The following is a 21,619-nucleotide window of genomic DNA, read 5'->3' on the forward strand; positions in this document are numbered from 1 at the left end:
TAAGCTATTACTCCGAAAGGGGGCAGTCTCTTTTATTGATCTCGCGCATCCTGTATGATGCGTTCTGCTAACCTTATTAACGCTGGTACTACTCCCGCTCAACATGACCCTATTAGCACTCGGTATTAACCACAAAACAGCCCCGGTTTCGCTGCGAGAACGCGTCACGTTTTCGCCGGATACGCTTGACCTGGCGCTGGACAGCCTGCTTGCACAGCCGATGGTGCAGGGTGGCGTGGTGCTCTCGACGTGCAACCGTACGGAACTCTACCTAAGCGTTGAAGAGCAGGACAACCTGCATGAAGCGCTGATCCGCTGGTTATGTGATTACCACAACCTCAACGAAGAAGAGCTGCGTAATAGCCTGTACTGGCATCAGGATAACGATGCAGTCAGCCATCTGATGCGTGTGGCCAGCGGCCTTGACTCGCTGGTGCTCGGCGAGCCGCAAATTCTCGGTCAGGTGAAAAAGGCGTTTGCCGATTCGCAAAAAGGGCATCTGAAAGCCAGTGAACTGGAGCGTATGTTCCAGAAGTCATTCTCCGTGGCGAAGCGTGTGCGAACAGAAACCGACATTGGTGCCAGTGCGGTTTCTGTTGCTTTCGCGGCCTGTACCCTGGCCCGTCAAATCTTTGAATCCCTGTCGACCGTCACTGTGATGCTGGTCGGGGCGGGCGAAACCATCGAACTTGTGGCGCGCCATCTGCGTGAACACAAAGTCAAAAAGATGATTATCGCTAACCGTACCCGCGAACGTGCACAGGTGCTGGCGGACGAGGTGGGGGCCGAGGTGGTTGCGCTGAGCGACATCGATGAGCGCCTGAAAGAGGCAGATATTATCATCAGCTCTACCGCCAGCCCGCTGCCGATTATCGGTAAAGGGATGGTCGAGCGAGCGCTGAAATCCCGCCGTAATCAACCGATGCTGCTGGTGGATATTGCCGTCCCGCGCGATGTCGAACCGGAAGTCGGTAAACTGGCGAACGCCTACCTTTACAGCGTGGACGACCTGCAAAGCATCATTTCGCATAACCTTGCCCAGCGTAAAGCGGCGGCGGTTCAGGCGGAAACCATTGTAGAGCAGGAAACGAGTGAGTTTATGGCCTGGCTGCGCGCGCAAAGCGTCAGCGAGACTATCCGTGAGTACCGCGGTCAGGCGGAGCAGGCGCGTGATGACCTGACCGCCAAAGCGCTGGCCGCCCTTCAGCAGGGCGGCGACGCAGAAGCCATTATGCAGGATCTGGCCTGGAAACTGACCAACCGCCTGATCCATGCACCAACCAAATCCCTTCAGCAGGCCGCCCGTGACGGGGATGATGAACGCCTGACTATTCTGCGCAACAGCCTCGGGCTGGAATAGCGCCCTATACCCATTTTCTATTACAAGGTGCATTTACGCCTATGAAGCCTTCTATCGTCGCTAAACTGGAAGCTCTGCACGAGCGCCATGAAGAAGTACAGGCGCTGCTCGGCGATGCCGGGACCATTGCTGACCAGGAACGTTTTCGCGCGCTCTCGCGTGAATACGCGCAGTTGAGTGATGTATCAAAATGCTTTACCGACTGGCGACAGGTCCAGGAAGATATTGAAACCGCGCAGATGATGCTCGACGACCCTGAAATGCGCGAGATGGCGCAGGAAGAGTTACTGGACGCAAAAGCGCGTTCTGAAGAGATGGAGCAACAGTTGCAGGTGCTTCTGCTGCCAAAAGATCCGGACGATGAGCGTAACGCCTTTGTCGAAGTCCGCGCCGGGACCGGCGGTGACGAAGCGGCACTGTTTGCCGGCGATCTGTTCCGTATGTACAGCCGCTACGCCGAAGCGCGTCGCTGGCGCGTTGAGATCATGAGCGCCAACGACGGTGAACATGGCGGCTACAAAGAGGTTATCGCTAAAATCAGCGGTGACGGCGTGTACGGTCGTCTGAAGTTTGAATCCGGCGGTCATCGCGTGCAGCGCGTACCTGCCACCGAATCTCAGGGGCGAATTCACACTTCTGCCTGTACGGTTGCGGTGATGCCAGAGCTGCCTGAAGCAGAATTGCCGGACATCAACCCGGCGGACCTGCGTATCGATACCTTCCGCTCCTCCGGGGCAGGGGGTCAGCACGTTAACACCACCGATTCCGCTATTCGTATTACCCACCTGCCAACCGGCATCGTGGTGGAGTGCCAGGACGAACGTTCACAGCACAAGAACAAAGCCAAAGCCTTATCCGTGCTGGGCGCGCGTATCCACGCGGCTGAAATGGCAAAACGTCAGCAGGCGGAAGCCTCCACGCGTCGTAACCTGCTGGGCAGCGGCGATCGCAGCGACCGTAACCGTACCTATAACTTCCCACAGGGCCGTGTTACCGACCACCGCATCAACCTGACCCTGTACCGTCTGGACGAAGTGATGGAAGGAAAGCTGGATATGCTGATTGAGCCTATCGTGCAGGAATACCAGGCTGACCAGCTGGCAGCACTGTCCGAGCAGGAATAATGGAGTTTCAGCACTGGTTACGGCAGGCCGCCAGTGAGCTTTCCGCGAGCGAAAGCCCTAAACGTGACGCCGAAATTTTGCTTGAGTTTGTGACGGGGAAAGCCCGCACTTACCTGCTGGCTTTCGGCGAGACCCAGCTGAGCGCTGAGCAGGAAGCGCAGCTCGCTACGCTGCTTGCCCGACGCAAAACCGGTGAGCCGGTGGCGCATCTGGTCGGGGAGCGTGAGTTCTGGTCACTGCCGTTGTACGTCTCCCCAGCGACCCTGATCCCACGTCCGGACACCGAGTGTCTGGTGGAGCAGGCACTGTCGCGTTTACCCGCACAAGCCTGCCGAATTCTCGATCTTGGAACCGGCACTGGCGCAATTGCCCTGGCGCTGGCCAGCGAGCGTCCGGACTGCGAGGTGACAGCGGTTGACGTGATGCCCGATGCGGTAGCGCTGGCGCAGCGTAACGTGGCGCGTCTAGGCTTCCCGAACGTCACCGTTCTGCAAAGCAGCTGGTTTAGCGCGCTGGATAACCGCACGTTCGGGATGATTGTCAGCAACCCTCCCTATATCGACGAGCATGACCCGCACCTGACGCAGGGGGACGTGCGTTTCGAACCGCTGACGGCGCTGGTCGCTGCCAACGAAGGGCTGGCGGATATTGTGCATATTGTGACAACGTCACGACAGCATTTGCTCCCCGGCGGCTGGCTGCTGGTCGAGCACGGCTGGACGCAAGGGGACGCGGTGCGTGACGTGTTCATCGCTGCAGGTTATCGTGCGGTGGAAACCTGTCGCGACTATGGCGGCAACGACCGTCTGACGCTGGGACAATGGGCATGAGTCTCTTTACCGTGCTGATCACGGCCCACCTGATAGCCGTTGCCCTGACCATCAGCTTTTTCATCGTCCGTTACTGGTGGCGTTACAGCAATAATCCGCTGATTGACGCCCGCTGGGTGCGTATTGCGCCGCACTGTATTGACACGGTGCTGTTTCTCTCAGGGGCCGGATTAATGTGGAAGACCGGCTATCTGCCATTTACTGATAAAGGCGCATGGCTGACTGAAAAGCTGTTTGGCGTTATCATCTACATCGTTTTGGGTTTTATCGCGCTTGGGCGTCGTCGTCCGCGCAGCCAGCAGACCGGTTTTATCGCCTTTTTGCTGGGGCTGGTGGTGCTGTACATCATCATTAAACTCGCCACCACAAGAATACCGTTACTGGGGTAAGTCATGAGGTCCTTAGCCGATTTCGAATTTAATAAAGTGCCGCTTTGCGATGGCATGATCCTGATTTCGGAGATGATCCGCGACGATTTTACGTCGCAGTACGTCTACGAAGAGCTGGAGAATCTGGTCAGCCTGGCGCGTGAAGAGATCAATCAGGCGCGCCCGCAGGACTGGCAATTAGAGAAGCTGCTTGAGCTTTTCTACGGCGAATGGGGTTTCTGCGACACGCGTGGCGTGTATCGTCTGTCTGACGCACTATGGCTGGATCAGGTCTTAAAAAATCGTCAGGGCAGCGCGGTTGCGCTGGGTTCCATTTTGCTGTGGGTCGCGCATCGTCTGGATATTCCACTGGTGCCGGTCATTTTCCCGACGCAGATGATCCTGCGAGCGGAGTGGCTGGACGGTGAGATGTGGCTCATTAATCCGTTTAACGGCGATACGCTGGATGAGCATACGCTGGACGTCTGGTTAAAAGGCAATATCAGCCCGGTTGCCGAGCTCTTTAATGAAGATCTCGACGAGGCGGATAACGCCGAGGTGATCCGTAAACTGCTGGATACGCTGAAATCTGCGCTGATGGAAGAGCGTCAGATGGAGCTGGCATTACGTGCCAGCGAAGTGCTTCTGCAGTTTAATCCGGAAGATCCGTACGAAATCCGCGATCGCGGGCTGATTTATGCCCAGCTTGATTGCGAGCATGTGGCGCTGAACGATCTGAATTATTTCGTTGAGCAATGCCCGGAAGACCCGATCAGCGAAATGATTCGTGCGCAGATCAACGCGATCTCGCACAAACAAATTACACTGCATTAATCTTAATTCCGATTCACACCTGAATAAGGCGATCCTATGAAACAAAAAGTGGTTAGCATTGGTGATATCAACGTGGCAAACGACCTGCCGTTCGTGCTGTTTGGCGGTATGAACGTGCTGGAATCCCGTGATCTCGCGATGCGTATCTGCGAGCACTACGTGACCGTGACCCAAAAACTGGGTATCCCGTACGTGTTTAAGGCCTCTTTTGACAAAGCCAACCGTTCCTCCATTCACTCCTACCGTGGCCCGGGCCTGGAAGAGGGGATGAAAATTTTCCAGGAACTGAAACAGACCTTTGGCGTGAAAGTGATCACCGACGTGCACGAAGCTTCTCAGGCGCAGCCTGTTGCGGACGTTGTCGACGTTATCCAGCTGCCGGCGTTCCTGGCGCGTCAGACGGACCTGGTGGAAGCGATGGCGAAAACCGGCGCGGTCATCAACGTGAAGAAACCTCAGTTCGTGAGCCCTGGCCAGATGGGTAACATCGTCGATAAATTTATCGAAGGCGGCAACGACAAAGTGATCCTGTGTGACCGTGGCGCAAACTTCGGTTATGACAACCTGGTCGTTGATATGCTCGGCTTCAGCGTGATGAAGAACGTGTCCAACCAGTCTCCGGTTATCTTCGATGTGACCCATGCGCTGCAGTGCCGCGACCCGTTTGGTGCAGCTTCTGGCGGCCGCCGTGCGCAGGTCACCGAGCTGGCGCGCGCCGGTATGGCGACTGGCCTGGCCGGTCTGTTCATTGAAGCGCACCCGGACCCGGACAACGCGAAGTGCGACGGCCCGTCCGCATTGCCGCTGGCTAAACTGGAGCCGTTCCTGAAACAGATCAAGGCGATTGACGATCTGGTGAAGAGTTTCGACGAGCTGGATACCAGTCACTAATAAAAAAACCCGCTTCGGCGGGTTTTTTTGGTTATTCCTCTCCCGATGGAAGAGGTGTCGGGTGTGGCCTCAGAGCCTCACCGAACAACGCTTAGGCAAATATCGTCATCAGATAGGCCACAAACAGCGCCATGTGCGCCGCGCCGTTCAGCACGTTGGTGCGCCCGGTCGAGAAGGATATCTGACACAGCAGCAGTGAAGCCACCATCACAATCATCTCTGGCGCACCCAGCGCGAACTGCAGCTCGTTACCGGTCATAAAGGCAATCAGCGTCACCACCGGCACGGTGAGTGAGATAGTCGCCAGGACCGAGCCAAAGAACAGATTCATTGCGCGTTGCACCTGATTGTTCAGCACCGCTCTCAGTGCCCCCAGCCCCTCAGGCGACAGGATAAGCAGCGCCACCAGGAAACCAGTAAACGCGACCGGGGCATTCAGCTCGGTTAACAGCGTCTCCAGCGGGTTGGCGTTCATTTTGGTCACGGCGATAACCGCAATCAGATGTACGATCAGCCAAACCGTATGCCACGCGCTGCTGTGAGCCGATGGCTTACCGTGATGCGGGTCGTCGCCGTCATCTTCATGTTCATAGACGAACAGGCTCTGGTGCGTTTTGGTCTGAATCAGCAGGAACACGCCGTACATCGCTGCGGAAATCAGCGCGACCAGCAGCGCCTGACCGGTTGAGAAATTGGCTCCCGGCAATGCCATCGGGAAGACCAGCACAATAATTGCCAGCGGGAAAAGGGCAATCAGATACTGTTTTATGCCGAACAGATTCATGTACTGGGTCGCAAATTTGCGGCCGCCCAGTAACAGTGAAAAGCCCACCAGACCACCTGTCACAATCATAATGATGGAGTAGAGGGTGTCACGCATCAGGGTCGGTGCGGCGTCACCGGTCGCCATCAGCGCGGAAATCAGGCTGACTTCGAGGATAACCACCGAAAGGCTGAGAATTAGCGAGCCGTAAGGCTCACCCAGGCGGTGGGCTAATACGTCCGCATGGCGAACAACGCTAAAGGCGCTGGTTAAGATACCCACCAGAGCAAGAATATTGATACCAACTACCACTGGCAGTGACTGACTGCTTCCCCAGAAGAGCAGCACAGCCAGTGCCAGGACCGGGAAAATGAGTGATGTCTCCTTGTGGCGGGTCTTCACCGCCTCGTGTGCTGCTGTCATGTGCTTCTCCATCAATGCAGGTGCTTGTAATTATAGATAGAATTTTCGGTCATTAAATTAACAGATCTCTGTTAAATATCCTTGATTTTTTACTCAATTTTACTGTTTGTAATGTTTTGGATTTGTGGTGTCGATAATGTGATGTGTTCTGTAATTAATCCTTTAATAACATAATATTAAAATTATCATTTACGCATAATTCTCAATTGACTGGCACCCTGCCGTATCGTCGTCCACACTTATCTCTTTAACCAAAAGAGGGGTTAGCGATGCCATATAAAACGAAACGCGAATTACCAGACAGCGTGCAACACGTATTGCCCGCGCACGCGCAGGATATCTACAAAGAGGCTTTTAACAGCGCCTGGGAACAGTACAAAGATAAAGAAGATCGACGTGATGATGCCAGCCGTGAAGAGACCGCGCACAAAGTCGCCTGGGCCGCAGTAAAACATGAATATGAGAAAGGAGACGACGATAAATGGCATAAAAAGAAATAGCCGTGAAATCATTCGCTGCCTTCGTTTTGACTTTTCAGGCGGTTGAACTTCCGTTGTATTGCAACTGGCCCGTGAATTGCTTATCGTTACTCAACTGCTGGCAAAATGACCAGCACACAATGCCGGGAAGGCGGATTACAGATGTCGCAAGGAAGCATGCAGTGGCGGAGGTGGAAAGTGTTAACGCGTGATTTCTTAATGAAGGCAGATTGTAAGACGGCATTTGGTGCTATTGAGGAATCGCTTCTCTGGTCAGCTGAACAACGTGCGGCGTCGCTCGCTGCCACGCTGGCGTGCCGCCCGGATGATGGCCCGGTATGGATTTTTGGCTACGGTTCGCTGATGTGGAACCCGGCTCTCGAATTTGTCGAATCGGCAACAGGTACACTTCCTGGCTGGCATCGCGCATTTTGTTTGCGCCTGACGGCCGGTCGAGGTAGCGCGTGTCAGCCGGGACGCATGCTTGCACTAAAAGAGGGCGGACGCACCACGGGGGTGGCCTACCGCCTGCCGGATGCAACGCTGGAAGACGAACTGACGCTGCTGTGGAAGCGCGAGATGATCACCGGCTGCTATATGCCGAGCTGGTGCAAGCTGGAACTCGATGACGGACGTACCGTTAACGCGCTGGTGTTTATTATGGATCCGCGCCATCCGCTGTATGAAGCGGATACCCGCACGCAGGTTATTGCCCCGTTGATCGCTGCCGCCAGTGGACCGCTGGGCACCAACGCGCAGTATCTCTTTTCGCTCGACCAGGAGCTGACCCGCCTCGGCATGAAGGACGATTGTCTGAATGAGCTGGTGGTGAAGGTGAAAGCGCTGCTGGAAGGGAACCCGCTGAATAATACCCTGCGTCCCGGTTTTGCCTGAGAATGCGCCCGGCTGCGTGAGCAGGCCGGGCGTTTGTGACTTATGCAGCAACGTAGCTTACGGAATGCTCCAGTGACTGGCTATGGCTGTCAATCAGGACATCCCACGTGCCGGTGTACGGCACGGTAAGCCATGCCTTGTCATCCTGCACGGTCAGGATATCCGCCTGCGAGTGTTGTTGTGCTTTCGAACTCATCAAATGAATGCGGCAGCGCTCAGAACACCGCACCACGACCGTATCCCCGCCAAACAATTTCAAACTTGTTTTTACCAGTGCCATTTTTTACCCCGTAGTCTTAAACAACGCTCTCCCTGCTGCCATATCCGAGCGTGATATTGTTCACAATTCACTCATGGCATAACACCAAAGGGGGAGGGTGAGGATGCTGACTTTGATCAAAAAATGGCGTAACGATTAAACAAAAATGACAAAATTCCTGAAAATTTACTCTGGCGCGCGTTTTGCCCGGTGAACGCGCGCCACCCTAACATTAAATGCGGAAATGTCCGGCAGTTTCAGCAAGGTCGCCCGCCTGGCTCTGCAGCGCGCCGGCTGCAGCGGCAGATTGCACCACCAGTTCGGCGTTCTGCTGAACCATTCTGTCCAGATGGGTCACCGCATGGTTAATCTCCTGGATGCCTTTCATCTGCTCGCTGGTGGCGATGGAGATTTCACGCATGATGCCCGATACGCTACCGATGCTGGAGCGGATTTCGTTCATGCTTTCCCCGGCCAAATGAACGTAGCGGGAGCCGGTGGCCACGCTGTTGGTGGTGGAATCGATAAGCGTTTTAATCTCTTTCGCCGCCTGCGCGCTACGGCTGGCCAGATTACGCACCTCGCCGGCCACCACGGCAAACCCACGGCCTTGCTCTCCGGCGCGTGCGGCTTCCACCGAGGCATTCAGCGCCAGGATATTGGTCTGGAAGGCAATCCCGTCAATCACGCTAGTGATGTCGCCAATCTTCGCGGAAGCCACTTCAATGGACTGCATGGTGCTGATGGCCTGCGATACCACCTCGCCACCGCGAGCCGCAGCTGCAGAGGCCTTACTCGCCTGGTCATTGGCTTCAGCCGCAGACTCGTTCGACTGGGTTACCGACGCGGTGATCTCTTCCACGGCGCTGGCCGTTTCGCGAAGGCTGGAGGCGGCCTGCTCGGTACGCCCTGAGAGGTCCTGGTTACCTGCCGCAATTTCCCGCGCGGCGTTTTTCACCGATGCGCTGGCATCCCGCAGTTGTACCATCACTACCGAGAGCTTGTCGCTGAAAGCGTTAAACGCCTGCGCTATCTGCGCCACTTCGTCATCGCCGCTGTCCGGCAGGCGTTGCGACAGATCGTTAGTGCCGTTCGCAATGTTATGCATCGCATCGCGAATGTCAGACAGGCGCTTCAGCAGACGCGCAATCAGGAAGTGAACAATGGCGCCGCTGAGTAAGGCCAGGATCACCAGCGAGATGGCCGAGGCTTTCAGCAGCGAGCGCATTCCGGAGGTGGCATCGCCTGTGTCCAGGGCAACAACCAGCATCCAGTTCGTACCCGGCACGGCGGTTGCCACGAAGGTTTTTTCGGCGCCATTGAAGGTCCCGTTTACCGGGTTTCCGCTTTTCAGCGCCGCAAAGTCGATGCCTTTGAGGGTTTCGGCGAACGGTTTAAGCGTCAGGGCAGGGTCGCTGGCGGCAATGACGGTGCCATCGCTATTCAGCAGCAGTCCGCTGCTTGCCGGGGTTGGGTGGATCCCGCGCACGTTAGCAACCACGCTGTCCATCGCCACATCGCCAGCCACCACGGCTTTCAGGGTACCGTTTTCTTTCACCGGCACGGCAAACGTCACCACCAGTTTTCCACTACCGGCGTCAACATATGGCGCGGTCACGACCGGGCTATCCTGGTTTACGACCTGCTGATACCAGGGACGGATCGTGGGGTCATAATCCGCCGGTACGCCCGCTGGTTCAGAGAATTTCGCCGTTTTGCTGGCATAGCCAACGTATACGTTAGTGAACCCACCCGCCTGGGCAAGCTGTTTAAAGACCGGAACCGGATCGTCACTGAGCGCAACGGTTTGTGCGGAGGCGATAACCGTCATTTTGCTCTTCACCCAGTCCGCAATCGCCATGTTATGGCTGGCGCTGGTGCTGGTCAGGATGTCGCGCTGTGACTGCTGGTTATCCTGGCGTGTGACCTGAAAATTGATGACAGTATTAAGAAGAAGGGCGACGACCAGACAACCTGTCGTCGCGGCAATGATGCGTGCACGAATGGATCTGAACATAAGTGAAATACCTGCTGTGTTGTTTCCATGCCTATCGGCAACCCTGCAGGTAAACTTGATGCTGAAACCGCGTCCATAAGAAAATAATATTTTTACGGGTTTATTATTAAAAAGTTAATACTTTATCGGCGCGCAGAGTCCACTCGGCCAGCTCAACGAGCGTGCCGATTTCCACACCTTCAATCAGCGGCAATCCGGTGATGCCGCGCCCGTCGGTGCAGGTCTTGCACAGTTTGACCGGAACGTTTTGCGCGGTCAGGATCTCCAGCATCTGCTGGATGTTGTAACCCTCTGCCGGTTTTTGTCCCTTCAGCCCGGCGGTGACCGCATCCGACATTAAAAAGAGCCGTAGCTCCAGTTCACTCTCTCTATCACGTAGCGCAATCGCCAGGCGCAGGCTGTTAAAAAGGGATTCGCTGCCGTAAGCCGCACCGTTGGCGACGATAACAATCTTTTGCATGTTGACTCCTGTTCTTTTAAAGGCACGAATATTGCTTAGCTATCCAGGGTTTCGCTGTCCGGGAGAGTAAGCATGACATTAATGGCTGGCATTTCGCCAGGTGCGACCGAATGGCTCCAGCGTGCAAGGTCGATGCGCCGGGAGCAACTGAGCAGGCTGGCACAGCTTGGCGTGCTGGTTAACGCCATCAGCCTGCTGGTGCATATGCTGCAGTGCGAGCGTGGAGCCTCTAACGTCTGGCTCTGCTCACAGGGTAAGCTGTACGCTGCCGAATGCAAAGCGAGCCGGGCGCTGGTGAATGAGAACCTCACTGCACTTTATGACGTTCTGGATAATCACTCCCCGTTCCAGGGCAGCGGCGTGTGCGAACGTATAGCCGGCGCGCTGCTCAGTCTGGATAACCTGTCAGCCCTTCGTGACGGTGTTATTCAGCAAACCATTACGGCCCCGCAGGCGATGGATCACTATTGTCGCATCCTGCGTCATCTGCTCAGTATCGTACCGCAGCTTAATGACAGCATTGACGATCCGCAAATCGCAGGCCGTTTTGTCGCGCTTTATAGCCTGATGCAGGGTAAAGAGCTGGCGGGACAAGAGCGGGCGCTGGGCGCCATTGGCTTCACGCAGGGCTATTTTGACGATGGCATCCGTCAGCGGCTGGTGGACCGGATTGACGGACAGCAGGCCTGCTTCGAGATTTTCATGACCCACAGCACGGCGGATGTGCAAACCACCTTTTCCCAGAATTGCCAGCCTGACCGTGAGACGGAGCAACTGAGGCGCCTGGCCTGTACCCGCCAGCCAGCCGCTGACAATGGCCATACCGCGCTGGCCTGGTTTGCTCTGCAAACGGCACGCCTTGAGCATCTGCGCACCCTGGAGGAGATGGTTATTGCCGATCTGATGATCGCGGTGGACGAGCATATCCATCGACAGGAGGACTACACGCTCCCGGCTGAGGAGCAGGACGATCCGCTGGCCTCTTACCCGGATAAGCCCTTGTTAACCCTGGTTCGCCAGCAGGCGCGCGAGATAGAACAGCTTTCCCGTCAGCTTGCGTCACTGCGCGATACGCTCGAAGAGCGCAAAACCATCGATAAAGCGAAAAGCGTACTGATGACCCATCAAAAGATGAGTGAGGAACAGGCATGGACGGCGCTGCGTAAAATGGCGATGGACAAAAACCAGCGCATGGTGGATATCGCCCGTGCGCTGCTCACCGTGAAGAGCTTGTGGCAGGTAACCCCTAAGGAGTAGGTGCACAATCAGTGGGCATTTAGTGCCTGATTGAGGTGCGCGGTCGTGGGGAAATTCCCGGTAAACGCCCGGAAAACAGGGCAGTAAAACCTGGCATTCCCTTTGCATTATCTGATTAACCATTTTTGACGGTGCGCCAACGGCGGTGCATCTGTCTTCGGGATAAAGGCGTCCAGCGGTGCTTCGGCACGGGTGGGCGCTTTTTTTTGTCTTTTTTTCAGGAGTGGTCATGGCGGATTTGTCGAGACGGCGGTTTTTACAGGCCAGCATGCTGGCGAGCGGCGCCATGTTGTTACCGGGCGTCATGCAGGCCGCGTGGGCGGCAGGCTCGGATAAACCGGAGCAGGAGACGGTGCGCATCGGGTTTATACCGTTAACCGACTGCGCGCCGGTGGTCATCGCGGCGCTGAAGGGGTTTGATAAAAAATATGGCATCACCATCGTGCCAACCAAAGAGGCAAGCTGGGCAGCCGTGCGCGATAAGCTGGTGGCCGGCGAACTGGACGCCGCCCACATTCTTTACGGCCTGCTGTACGGGCTGGAGCTGGGGCTTGCCGGTAAGCCACAGCAGATGGCAAACCTGATGACCCTGAACCAGAACGGTCAGGCCATCACGCTCTCCAGCGATCTGGCAGAGAAGGGCGTTCGCGATCTCGACGGGCTGAAAACGCTGATTGGGCAGCAGGCACCCGGCACTTACACCTTCGCACACACTTTCCCGACCGGTACGCATGCGATGTGGCTGTACTACTGGCTGGCCAGCGCGGGCATTAATCCGTTCGATGACGTCCGGACCGTGGTTGTGCCGCCGCCGCAAATGGTGATGAACATGCGGATTGGCAACATGGTCGGCTTTTGCGTTGGTGAGCCGTGGAATGCGCGCGCCATTAACGACCGCATCGGGTTTACCGCCGCAACGTCCCAGTCGATCTGGGCCGATCATCCGGAAAAAATTCTTGGCACACGTCGCGACTGGGTGGAGAAAAACCCGAACACCGCGCGGGCGCTGGTGAGTGCGGTACTGGAAGCCGCACGCTGGATCGATGCATCACCAGACAACAAACGTGAGACCGCCCAAATCCTCTCTCGCCGGGCGTGGCTGAACACCAAAGAGCAGTATCTCACCGGACGGATGCTGGGAGAGTACGACAACGGGCTTGGCCAGCGCTGGCAGGATGCGCATCCGATCCGTTTCTTCAACGAGGGTGCCGTCAGCTATCCGTACCTCTCCGACGGGATGTGGTTTTTAACCCAGTTCCGCCGCTGGGGCTTGCTCAAATCGGCGCCGGATTATGCCGCCATCGCGCAGCGCATTAACCAGACCTCGGTCTGGCAGGATGCCGCCACGGCGGTGGGAGGCATATCCACCCCGTCATCACCGTATCGCAGCAGCACCCTGATGGACGGTACCGTCTGGAACGGTACCGATCCGGACGGTTACGCCAACCGCTTCGCTATTCACCGTAAAGGGGCCTGATTATGCAGCATCTGCACAGCACGAAATCGAAAGACGAGACGCCGGCGAGCGGGGAAGTGATTACCCTCCCTCCGGTGCAGGTTCGCCGCCGCGCGCCGACGTTCACGCGACGGATGAATGACCTTCTGCAGCGCGTGATCCCGGCGCTGCTGGGGCTCGGGTTACTGGTATTGCTCTGGCAACTGGCCGCGATCAACAGCAAAGGGTTCCCGACGCCGCTCAGTACGCTGGATTCCGCATTAACGCTCTTCGCTGACCCGTTTTACCGCGACGGGCCAAACGATATGGGTATCGGCTGGAACGTGCTCGCTTCGCTGCAGCGCGTGGCGGTGGGCTTTGGTCTGGCGGCGCTCGCGGGGATCCCGCTCGGTTTCCTGATCGGTCGCTTCACCTTTTGCTCGCGCATGTTCAGCCCGTTGATCGCACTGTTACGCCCGGTCAGTCCTTTAGCCTGGCTGCCTATCGGCCTGCTGCTGTTCCAGAAAGCGGAGCCCGCCTCCAGCTGGACCATTTTTATCTGCTCAATATGGCCAATGGTGATTAACACCGCCGAAGGGGTACGTCGTATTCCGCAGGATTACCTTAACGTTGCCCGCGTGCTGCAGCTCTCCGAGTGGACCATCATGCGGCGGATCCTCTTCCCGGCCGTGCTGCCCGCGGTGCTGACCGGGGTTCGCCTCTCGATTGGCATCGCCTGGCTGGTCATTGTCGCCGCCGAGATGCTCACCGGTGGGCTGGGGATCGGCTTCTGGATCTGGAATGAGTGGAACAACCTCAACGTCGAAAACATTCTCATCGCCATCGTCATCATTGGCGTGGTCGGGTTGCTGCTGGAGCAGGGGCTGATGCTGATCGCCCGTCGCTTTAGCTGGCAGGAAAAATAAGGAGCGAAGATGAAACCATTAATTCAGGTCCAGGCCGTGAGCCAGCGTTTTTCTACCGCCAGCGGCGAGTTTCTGGCGCTGCAGAACGTCTCTTTTGATATTCACGAAGGCGAAACCGTGAGCCTGATTGGCCACTCCGGGTGCGGCAAATCGACGTTGCTCAACCTGATTGCCGGGATCACCCTGCCGACCGAAGGTGGGCTGATTTGCGATAACCGCGAAATCGCCGGGCCAGGACCGGAGCGTGCGGTGGTGTTTCAGAACCATTCTCTGCTGCCGTGGCTCACCTGCTTCGACAACGTTGCGCTGGCGGTGGATCAGGTCTTTCGCCGCACCATGAACAAGGCGGAGCGCAAGGAGTGGATTGAACACAACCTCGATCGCGTCCAGATGGGGCATGCCCTGCATAAACGGCCTTCGGAAATCTCCGGCGGCATGAAACAGCGCGTTGGCATTGCCCGTGCGCTGGCGATGAAGCCGAAGGTCCTGCTGATGGATGAACCGTTTGGCGCGCTGGATGCGCTCACGCGCGCGCATCTGCAGGACTCGGTGATGCAAATCCAGCAGGCGCTGAACACCACCATCGTGCTTATCACCCACGATGTGGACGAGGCTGTGCTGCTTTCTGACCGGGTACTGATGATGACTAACGGCCCGGCGGCCACCGTCGGCGAGGTGCTGCACGTTGACCTGCCTCGCCCGCGTAATCGGGTTCAGCTGGCGGACGATAGCCGCTATCACCATATGCGTCAGCAGATCCTCCATTTCCTCTATGAAAAACAGCCTAAAGCGGCGTAACGGAGGCGGTGATGCGACTGATCGTTATCGGTAATGGGATGGCCGCAACACGGCTGATTGCCTCGCTGACCGAGCGTGCGCCCGGTCGCTTCACGATCACCGTGTTTGGCGAGGAGTCGGAACACGCTTACAACCGCATCATGCTCTCGCCGGTACTGGGCGGGGAAAAACAGGCGCAGCAGATCCGCCTGCAGGACGACGCCTGGTATCACGCACGGGGTGTGACGGTACGACGTGGCGAAAAGGTGCTTTCCGTGGATGTTGAGAAACGCGAGGTCCGTACCACAGCAACCACGCTGGCCTGGGACGAACTGGTCTTTGCCACCGGGTCGACGCCTTTTGTACCTCCCATTCCGGGCGGTGACGCTCCGCATGTCTTCACCTTTCGTACGCTGGCCGATATCCGCGCGATTCAGGAGAACCCGGGGCCAGCTGTAGTGCTGGGCGGTGGGGTGCTCGGCGTTGAGGTCGCTGCGGCACTGGCCCGGTCTTGTGACAACGTCACGCTGGTGCATCGTGGTGCGTGGCTGATGGAACAGCAGCTCGATCGCCAGGCAGGCGTTTTGCTTGAAGAGGCGCTGGCGGAGCGCGGCGTTCGCTGCGAACTGTCATCGGGAATGACCGCCATTGCGGCGGATGCCGTGACGTTACACAACGGACGCAAGATTAACGCCTCTCGCGTGGTGCTGGCGACCGGCGTGCAGCCCAATGTCGCACTGGCAAAAGGCAGCGGCATTCACTGTGTCCGCGGCATTGTGGTTAACCACCAGATGCAGACCTCAGTCCCGGCGATCAGCGCCATCGGTGAGTGCTGCGAAATCGACGGCCAGACGTTCGGCCTGGTCGCACCTTGCCTGGCGCAGGCGGATATCCTCGCCGCCCGGCTGGCTGGGGAGGCTAGCACGCCATTTGCCCTGACCGACAGCGGCATGCGCCTCAAAGTGCCCGGTGTGGAGCTGTTCAGCGCCGGGCGAGTAGAGGTTCTGCCAGACGATGTGGTCTGGAGCGCCTGGGATCCGCTGACCCGTCACTATCGCCGTTTGTTACTGCATCGCGGTGCGCTTGCTGGCGTGCTGCTGATGGGGGATTGCCGCAACGCGGCAACATTCACCGATTTACTGGCAACGGCTGCGCCCGCCCACGCGGACTGGCTGTTCAATCGATTCACTACGCAACCGCAGGTTGCAGGACAAAACGCTATGACAAAACCTACGCTGGTGGTGGTTGGACACGGTATGGTCGGCCATCATTTTCTTGAAGACTGTGTGAAGCGCAATTTGCACCGGCAGTACCAGATTATCGTTTTTGGCGAAGAGCGCTATGCCGCCTATGATCGTGTGCATTTGTCAGAGTATTTTGGCGGACGAAGCGCAGAATCGCTCTCACTGGTGGACGGTGATTTCTTTGCTGAACACGGCATTGAGCTTCGCCTCTCGCAGCAGATTGTGAGTATCGATCGCGACGCACACGTCGTGCGTACCGCCAGTGGGCATGAAACCCACTGGGACAAACTGGTGCTGGCGACCGGCTCTTACCCGTTTGTGCCTCCGGTACCGGGCAGCACGCTGCCAGGCTGCTTTGTTTACCGTACGCTGGACGACCTGGATAACATCGCCGCGCAGGCAAAGCAATCCCGTCGCGGGGTGGTCATTGGCGGTGGCCTGCTGGGACTGGAAGCCGCGAATGCCCTGAAACAGCTGGGCCTGGAAACGCACGTCGTGGAGTTTGCGCCACACCTGATGGCGGTACAACTCGACAACGACGGTGCGGCCATGCTGCGCAAAAAGATCGAAGCGCTTGGCGTGGGCGTTCACACCAGCAAATCCACCACCGACATCGTCTCTGCGAACGGCGGGCTGGTAATGCGCTTTGCGGACGGTGAACAGCTGGAAACTGATATCGTGGTCTTCTCTGCAGGTATTCGCCCGCAGGATGCACTGGGGCGCAGCAGTGGCCTGGCGACCGGAGAGCGCGGCGGGATTTGCATTGATAACCAGTGCCAGACTTCCGATAAAGACGTGTTCGCTATCGGCGAATGTGCACTGTGGGAGGGTAAAATTTTTGGCCTGGTCGCCCCGGGTTATCAGATGGCGCGGGTGGCATCGGCCACGCTGGCGGGAGAGGCGAGCGCCTTTACCGGGGCTGACATGAGCACCAAACTGAAGCTGCTGGGGGTAGATGTGGCCTCGTTTGGCGATGCCCATGGAAGAACACCCGGCGCGCTAAGCTATCAATGGACGCATGGTCCGCAGCAAATCTATAAAAAGATCGTGGTCAGTGAGGACAATAAAACCCTGTTGGGCGGCGTACTGGTGGGGGATGCCAGCGAATATGCGACCCTGGTGCAGATGATGCTCAACGGCATAGCGCTACCCAAAGAGCCTGAAACGCTGATTTTACCTTCCTTCGCCGGGAGCGCGCCAAAAGCCCTCGGCGTGGCGGCACTGCCTGACAGTGCGCAGATCTGCTCCTGCCATAACGTCAGCAAAGGTGATATCTGTCAGGCGGTAAGTGCCGGTGCCGCGGATATTGGAGCCATAAAACAGTGCACCAAAGCCGCGACCGGTTGCGGAGGATGCAGCGCGCTGGTGAAACAGGTGATGGAGTACCAGCTTGCGGAGCAGGGCGTGGAGGTGAAAAAGGACATCTGCGAACACTTTCCGTGGTCGCGTCAGGAAATCTATCACCTGGTGCGCGTCAATCATATTCGTACCTTCGACCAGCTTATCAGCCGTTACGGGCAGGGGCACGGTTGCGAAATCTGTAAACCGCTGGTGGGGTCAGTGCTCGCCTCCTGCTGGAATGAGTACCTGCTGAAACCGGCACATCTGCCGCTGCAGGACACCAACGACCGTTACTTTGCCAATATTCAGAAAGACGGGACGTACTCCATTGTGCCCCGGATGCCTGCAGGGGAAGTGTCGGCCGACGGCTTGATAGCTATCGGCCAGATCGCCAAACGCTACCAGCTGTACAGCAAAATCACGGGTGGGCAGCGTATCGACCTCTTTGGCGCCACGCTCGACCAGCTGCCGGCGATCTGGCAGGCGCTGGTGGAGGCCGGATTTGAGACCGGTCACGCGTACGGTAAATCCCTGCGCACGGTGAAATCCTGCGTCGGGTCGACCTGGTGCCGCTATGGCGTGCAAGATTCCACGCGTCTCGCGGTCACGCTTGAGCACCGCTATAAAGGCTTACGCGCGCCGCACAAAATTAAAATGGCCGTGTCCGGTTGTACCCGTGAATGTGCGGAGGCTCAGAGCAAGGACGTGGGCGTCATTGCGACCGACAAAGGCTGGAACCTTTATCTCTGCGGTAACGGCGGCATGAAACCGCGCCATGCGGATCTCTTTGCCAGCGATCTGGATGACGAGACGCTGATCCGCACCGTCGACCGCTTCCTGATGTTCTACATCCGCACGGCGGATCGCCTGCAGCGTACCAGTACGTGGATGGACAATCTGGAAGGGGGGATCGACTACCTGCGCGAGGTGATTCTTCACGACAGCCTGGGCATTGCGCACGAGCTGGAACAGGAGATGGCCCGCGTGGTGGAAATCTACCAGTGTGAATGGCAGACCACGCTTAACGATCCGAGCCGTCTGGCGCTGTTCCGTACCGAAGTGAATCGTCAGTCGGTGGAGGAGAATAAACGCTGGCAAGCGGTCTGCGCTATCGATGAGATCCCTGAGCAGGCGGGGATCGGCGCCCGGCTGGGGCGAAAACCGATTGCGCTTTTCCGCTTTGGTCAATCCGTCTATGCCCTCGACGACCTCGAGCCGGGCAGCACAGCAAACGTGCTTTCACGCGGCATTCTCGGCGATGCTGCCGGCGAGCCGGTGGTCATCTCTCCGCTCTATAAGCAGCGTATCCGTCTGCGCGACGGCTGTCAGGCCGATAACGGGGAACCTGCGGTGCGCGCCTGGCCGGTGAAAATAGAAAACGGTCAGGTGTGGGTCGGGAACGACGCGCAGATCTTGCGTGCGGAGGCGTCATGAATGAAACCCGAACGACGTGCCCCTACTGCGGGGTGGGCTGCGGCGTGATCGCAACGGTAGAGGGCGAGAAGGTCACCGTGCGCGGAGATGAACGCCATCCCGCCAGTTTTGGACGCCTGTGCGTTAAAGGCTCGGCATTAGGCGAAACGACCGGTCTGCAGGGGCGACTGCTGCACCCGGTGGTCGACGGGCAGGCGGTGGAATGGTCCCGGGCGCTGGCGGCGGCAGGTGAACGGCTGCAGACCATCATCGACACCTGGGGACCACAGGCGGTGGCGTTTTACGCCTCCGGCCAGCTGTTGACTGAGGACTATTACGCCGCCAATAAGCTGATGAAAGGGTTTATCGGTGCGGCAAACATAGATACCAACTCGCGGCTCTGTATGTCGTCCGCGGTGGCAGGCTACAAGCGCGCGTTTGGTGAAGATGTGGTGCCGTGCAGCTATGAGGATGTGGAAAACAGCGATCTGGTGGTGCTGGTCGGGTCAAATGCGGCATGGACCCATCCGGTGCTGTATCAGCGGCTGGTACAGGCGCGCCAGAACAATCCTGCGATGAAAGTTGTGGTTATCGACCCACGCAAAACGGCCACCTGCGATATTGCTGACCTGCATCTGGCGCTTACGCCCGGCAGTGACGCCGGGCTGTTTGTCGGTTTACTCAATCTGATTCAGGGAACCGACGCGTGGCCCATCGCCCGGGTGGCTGAGTTTTGTGGACTCTCAACCGAGGTCGTGGGGACCTTCTACGACTGGTTTGTGACTGCGCCGCGGGCCATCACGCTCTACACCATGGGCATTAATCAGTCCTCAAGCGGCAGCGACAAGTGTAATGCCATCATCAACGTTCATCTGGCCAGCGGAAAATTCGCCCGTCAGGGTTGCGGACCGTTTTCGCTGACCGGACAGCCTAACGCGATGGGGGGGCGGGAGGTGGGTGGGCTGGCGAACCAGCTTGCCGCTCACATGAATTTCGAGCCGGAGTCTCTTTCGCGGGTGGCGCGTTTTTGGGGTACAGAAAGACTGGCCCAGACGCCGGGCCTGATGGCGGTGGAGTTGTTTGATGCGATCGCCCGCGGCGAAGTGAAAGCGGTGTGGATCATGGGCACCAATCCTGCCGTCTCGCTGCCGGACAGCCACGCGGTGTGCCAGGCGCTGGAACATTGCCCGCTGGTGATTGTCTCCGAGGTGATGCAGGAGACCGACACCAGCCGCTATGCCCATATCCGCTTCCCGGTACAGGCGTGGGGGGAGAAAGACGGTACGGTAACCAATTCCGAGCGGCGTATTTCGCGCCAGCGCGCCTTTCTGCCGGCGCCAGGCGAGACCAAACCGGACTGGTGGGTCATCGCCCGGGTGGCACAGGCGCTGGGCTATGGTGAAGCCTTCGCCTGGGAACATCCGCAGCAAATTTTTTGTGAGCATGCAGCGCTCTCGGCCTTTGAAAATGACGGCGCGCGGGCGTTTAACCTTCATGAACTGGCGTCACTTACCCGTGAGGAATGGGACCGGCTTGAGCCTTATCAGTGGTCAGCGGGGGCCTTTGCGCGCCGGGAAATTGTGCCGGTAGAGCCTCAGCCACACGGTGCGGCAATAAACGCACTATACCCGCTGATTCTCAATACCGGACGTATCCGCGATCAGTGGCACACCATGACCCGGACGGGATACGTCCCGAAACTGATGCAGCATAGTGCTGAGCCGTGTGTTGAGATCGGCGCCGCCGATGCCATGCGCTTCTCACTGTACGACGGACAGCTGGCGCGCATCAGTTCTCCGCGTGGGGTGATGCTGGCAAGAGTGCATATCACTGACGGGCTGCGAGAAGGTGAGCTGTTTGTGCCAATGCACTGGAATGCCCAGTTTGCCCGCCAGGGGAAGGTGAATGCGCTGGTGGAAGGGCGCTGTGACCCGCTGTCCGGTCAGCCCGAGAGTAAACAGACGGCCGTCAGGATTATGCCCTGGCAGCCGGGCTGGCAGGGCGAGCTTTATGCCCGTGAACTGCCGGAGCTTCCACCCGCTGTCTGCTGGTGGCGTAAAGTCTCACGTCTGACGGTGGCGGGGGATAAGCCGTTGCTGGCGTGGGTTATGCAGTACGCCAGTGAACGGGGCTGGCAGCTGCATGTCGCGCAGACCTGCGAGCGCAGCAGCGTGCTGGCCTGGCATGAAGGACAACTGATGCTCGGGTTCTGGGAAGGCACTGCGTTACCGACACTGGCGCACACGGTAATTGAAGCCGCGTTTCGTTCACCTCCCGTGACGCTTGCTGAGCGCCACGCGTTGTTGAATGGACAGGGAACAGGGGACAGTGTCGATCCGGGCCGGATCATCTGCAGCTGTTTCAGCGTGGGGGAAACCGTCATACGCGAGGCGATTGGGGGAGGGTGTGATTCCGTCGCGGCGCTGGGCGCCAGGCTGCGCTGCGGAACGAACTGCGGCTCCTGTGTGCCTGAACTAAAAACAATGTTTCAGGATATTCCGGAAAATTCCTCTTAAGGCTGCAA

At 57.9% G+C, this 21,619-nt stretch carries 18 protein-coding genes; 14 read left to right on the top strand and 4 right to left on the bottom strand.

The window, feature by feature from the left end; all coding sequences use genetic code 11:
• Positions 1–103 precede the first annotated feature (103 nt).
• From hemA to kdsA, 6 genes are read left to right on the top strand one after another with little or no spacing between them, the layout of a single operon-like run.
• Positions 104–1,360 (top strand): glutamyl-tRNA reductase, encoded by a 1,257-nt coding sequence (gene hemA, locus BJP35_RS22280; RefSeq protein ID WP_047744788.1) that lies wholly within the window; start codon positions 104–106, stop codon positions 1,358–1,360.
• 41 nt (positions 1,361–1,401) lie between these two features.
• Complete coding sequence (prfA, locus tag BJP35_RS22285; protein ID WP_014170499.1) at positions 1,402–2,484, top strand: peptide chain release factor 1; 1,083 nt, start codon at positions 1,402–1,404, stop codon at positions 2,482–2,484.
• A complete protein-coding gene (prmC, locus tag BJP35_RS22290) occupies positions 2,484–3,314 on the top strand; it encodes a peptide chain release factor N(5)-glutamine methyltransferase (RefSeq protein ID WP_032678346.1) in 831 nt (276 codons plus the stop codon). Before prfA ends, prmC begins: the two co-directional genes overlap by 1 nt.
• A complete protein-coding gene (sirB2, locus tag BJP35_RS22295; RefSeq protein WP_025203913.1) occupies positions 3,311–3,703 on the top strand; it encodes an invasion regulator SirB2 in 393 nt (130 codons plus the stop codon). Before prmC ends, sirB2 begins: the two co-directional genes overlap by 4 nt.
• A 3-nt stretch (positions 3,704–3,706) precedes the next feature.
• A complete protein-coding gene (gene sirB1, locus BJP35_RS22300) occupies positions 3,707–4,516 on the top strand; it encodes an invasion regulator SirB1 (RefSeq protein WP_014170496.1) in 810 nt (269 codons plus the stop codon).
• A 36-nt stretch (positions 4,517–4,552) separates the two neighbouring features.
• Complete coding sequence (gene kdsA, locus BJP35_RS22305) at positions 4,553–5,407, top strand: 3-deoxy-8-phosphooctulonate synthase (protein ID WP_014170494.1); 855 nt, start codon at positions 4,553–4,555, stop codon at positions 5,405–5,407.
• Positions 5,408–5,498: 91 nt separating this feature from the next.
• On the opposite strand, the gene chaA is transcribed toward kdsA, so the two are convergent.
• Entirely contained in the window at positions 5,499–6,593 is a 1,095-nt protein-coding gene (gene chaA / locus BJP35_RS22310) for a sodium-potassium/proton antiporter ChaA (protein ID WP_020882349.1), read from the bottom strand.
• Positions 6,594–6,862: 269 nt separating this feature from the next.
• Here chaA and chaB point away from each other — a divergent pair, with 269 nt between their 5' ends.
• Both chaB and BJP35_RS22320 read left to right on the top strand, forming a co-directional pair.
• Positions 6,863–7,093 (top strand): putative cation transport regulator ChaB, encoded by a 231-nt coding sequence (gene chaB / locus BJP35_RS22315; protein ID WP_020882350.1) that lies wholly within the window; start codon positions 6,863–6,865, stop codon positions 7,091–7,093.
• A 177-nt stretch (positions 7,094–7,270) separates the two neighbouring features.
• Positions 7,271–7,966, top strand: coding sequence for a gamma-glutamylcyclotransferase (locus BJP35_RS22320; RefSeq protein WP_020882351.1), 696 nt, complete (start codon positions 7,271–7,273; stop codon positions 7,964–7,966).
• A 40-nt stretch (positions 7,967–8,006) separates the two neighbouring features.
• Here BJP35_RS22320 and BJP35_RS22325 read toward each other — a convergent pair whose 3' ends face one another.
• The 3 genes from BJP35_RS22325 to BJP35_RS22335 form a co-directional block, all read right to left on the bottom strand.
• Positions 8,007–8,246, bottom strand: a complete 240-nt coding sequence (locus BJP35_RS22325; protein WP_014170489.1) for a DUF1883 domain-containing protein — start codon at positions 8,244–8,246, stop codon at positions 8,007–8,009.
• Positions 8,247–8,457: 211 nt separating this feature from the next.
• The gene (locus tag BJP35_RS22330) at positions 8,458–10,242 is read right to left on the bottom strand and encodes a methyl-accepting chemotaxis protein (RefSeq protein ID WP_086463570.1); all 1,785 of its coding nucleotides are present in this window, start codon (positions 10,240–10,242) and stop codon (positions 8,458–8,460) included.
• A gap of 106 nt (positions 10,243–10,348) precedes the next feature.
• A complete protein-coding gene (locus BJP35_RS22335; RefSeq protein WP_047744786.1) occupies positions 10,349–10,702 on the bottom strand; it encodes a DsrE/DsrF/TusD sulfur relay family protein in 354 nt (117 codons plus the stop codon).
• Positions 10,703–10,774: 72 nt separating this feature from the next.
• Here BJP35_RS22335 and nasR point away from each other — a divergent pair, with 72 nt between their 5' ends.
• The 6 genes from nasR to BJP35_RS22370 all read left to right on the top strand — a co-directional run bounded on the left by nasR (position 10,775) and on the right by BJP35_RS22370 (position 21,611).
• Positions 10,775–11,959, top strand: a complete 1,185-nt coding sequence (gene nasR / locus BJP35_RS22340) for a nitrate regulatory protein NasR (protein WP_047744785.1) — start codon at positions 10,775–10,777, stop codon at positions 11,957–11,959.
• A gap of 229 nt (positions 11,960–12,188) precedes the next feature.
• Entirely contained in the window at positions 12,189–13,436 is a 1,248-nt protein-coding gene (locus tag BJP35_RS22350) for a CmpA/NrtA family ABC transporter substrate-binding protein (protein ID WP_025203917.1), read from the top strand.
• A gap of 2 nt (positions 13,437–13,438) precedes the next feature.
• Positions 13,439–14,320 (top strand): nitrate ABC transporter permease, encoded by an 882-nt coding sequence (gene ntrB, locus BJP35_RS22355; protein ID WP_014170482.1) that lies wholly within the window; start codon positions 13,439–13,441, stop codon positions 14,318–14,320.
• Between the two features lie 9 nt (positions 14,321–14,329).
• Positions 14,330–15,118, top strand: coding sequence for an ABC transporter ATP-binding protein (locus BJP35_RS22360; RefSeq protein ID WP_047744784.1), 789 nt, complete (start codon positions 14,330–14,332; stop codon positions 15,116–15,118).
• 11 nt (positions 15,119–15,129) lie between these two features.
• Positions 15,130–19,116 carry a nitrite reductase large subunit NirB gene (gene nirB, locus BJP35_RS22365; RefSeq protein ID WP_073971026.1) on the top strand — a complete coding sequence of 1,329 codons (3,987 nt, stop codon included), beginning with the start codon at positions 15,130–15,132 and terminating at the stop codon, positions 19,114–19,116.
• Positions 19,113–21,611 carry a nitrate reductase gene (locus BJP35_RS22370; protein ID WP_047744783.1) on the top strand — a complete coding sequence of 833 codons (2,499 nt, stop codon included), beginning with the start codon at positions 19,113–19,115 and terminating at the stop codon, positions 21,609–21,611. Before nirB ends, BJP35_RS22370 begins: the two co-directional genes overlap by 4 nt.
• Positions 21,612–21,619 lie beyond the last annotated feature (8 nt).

Source organism: Enterobacter sp. J49 (genome assembly GCF_002148625.1).
Taxonomy (GTDB): Bacteria; Pseudomonadota; Gammaproteobacteria; order Enterobacterales; family Enterobacteriaceae; genus Enterobacter; species Enterobacter ludwigii.